The sequence below is a fragment of the Pseudoroseomonas cervicalis ATCC 49957 genome (assembly GCF_000164635.1).
Taxonomy (GTDB): domain Bacteria; phylum Pseudomonadota; class Alphaproteobacteria; order Acetobacterales; family Acetobacteraceae; genus Pseudoroseomonas; species Pseudoroseomonas cervicalis.
The window spans coordinates 1-1,489 of the sequence record NZ_GG771019.1; the positions used below are offsets into that span (position 1 = coordinate 1).

A 1,489-nucleotide genomic window follows, 5' to 3' on the forward strand; every position below is an offset into this window, starting at 1 on the left:
GGAGGCCGAGCGCACGCCGCCCGACGCCGAGGGCCGCGCCGAGCTGGAGCGCCGCGTGCAGGAGCTGCGCGAGGCGGTGCAACGCCACCTGGAGGCGCTGGCCGAGCGGCTGCGGCAGGAGAATGCCGAGGCGATGCCCTTCGACCCCAGCCAGCGCCTGATGGACCAGCGCGAGCTGGACCGCCGCACCCAGGAGATGCAGGACGCCGCGCGCGAGGGCCGCACCGACCGGCTGCAGCAGGAGCTGGCCGAGCTGGAGCGCATGCTGGACGCGCTGCAGGAGGGCCGCGTCGCCCGCAGCGAGGGCGGCAATGCCCGCAGCCAGCGCCAGCAGGAGCAGCGCGAGCGCGGCCAGCAGCAGATGGGCGCGGTGCAGGACATGGTGCAGCGCCAGGGCGAGATGCTGGACCGCGCCTATCGCCGCGACCAGTCGCCGCAGGGGGAGCGCCGGCCGGAGCCGCGTGGCCCGCAGCAGCAGCAGCGCCGCCAGCCCCCCGCCGCCCAGCAGCAACAGCCGCAGCAGGGCGACACCGCCGAGGCGCAGCGCGATGGCCGCCAGCAGCGCGCCCTGCGCCGCGCGCTGGGCGAGCTGATGCAGCAATTCGGCGACCTGACGGGCGAGATCCCCGAGGCGCTGGGCCGCGCCGACCAGGCGATGCGCCAGGCGCAGGAGGCCCTGGGCCAGGGCCGCGACCCGGTGCCGCACCAGCAGCAGGCGATCCGCGAGCTGCAGGAAGGTGGGCGGCAGATGGCGCAATCCATGCAGCGCCAGTTCGGCGAGGGCGAGGGGGAAGGCGAGGGCCAGGGCCAGGCGATGGACAGCCAGGGCCAGCAGCAGGGCCAGCAGGGGCAGGACCGCATGACCGGCCAGTCCCAGGGCCGCGACCCGCTGGGCCGCCCGACCCGCGAGGCGCCGGGCGCCAACGACCAGGGCAGCGACACGGCGGTGCCGCAGGAGGCCGAGATGCTGCGCAGCCGCCGCATCCAGGAGGAGTTGCGCCGCCGCGGCGCCGAGCGCGAGCGCCCGACGCAGGAGCTGGACTATATCGACCGGCTGCTGCGCGCCTTCTGAGCCGGGGCGGCCAGGGCGGCCCTTGCGTGCGGCTTCGGGAGGGTGCCGGAGGGGCGGCGTGTTCCGCCGCTTCACTCCGGCCGCCTCTCGGGGCCGCCTCTGGGGGCCGCCTGGCGGCGGTCGCTCCGCCCGATCGGCCTTCGGCGCGGGGGCGGGCTGGTGCCAAGAAGCCCGGCGGGTGGCCCGGAAGGCCGGCCGGCCCTACGGCCAGCGCAGCTCCGGCAGCCGCAGCAGGTTCAGCCGGGCCACCGACAGGGTGCGGTTCTCCAGCGCCGCCGGCACCTCCAGCTGCGGCGGGCCGCCGGCCGGGTCGGGGCGCTGCATCAGGGGCAGCAGGGCGCGCGCCAGGCTGGCATTGCGCGCCGCCAGGCTGCCCGATTGCACCAGCGCCTCCAGCAGCCGCTCCGCCCCGGCCAG

Annotated in this window: 2 protein-coding genes; one reads left to right on the top strand and one right to left on the bottom strand. The window is 77.4% G+C overall.

What is annotated here, in order from left to right; translation table 11 throughout:
• Positions 1-1,072, top strand: a 1,072-nt coding sequence (locus tag HMPREF0731_RS21385; RefSeq protein WP_007006332.1) for a DUF4175 family protein, incomplete at its 5' end; no start/stop codon positions are given.
• A gap of 201 nt (positions 1,073-1,273) precedes the next feature.
• Here the strand turns inward: HMPREF0731_RS21385 and HMPREF0731_RS21390 are convergent.
• The coding region (locus tag HMPREF0731_RS21390) for a DUF2125 domain-containing protein (RefSeq protein ID WP_007006333.1) at positions 1,274-1,489 on the bottom strand (216 nt) is incomplete at its 5' end.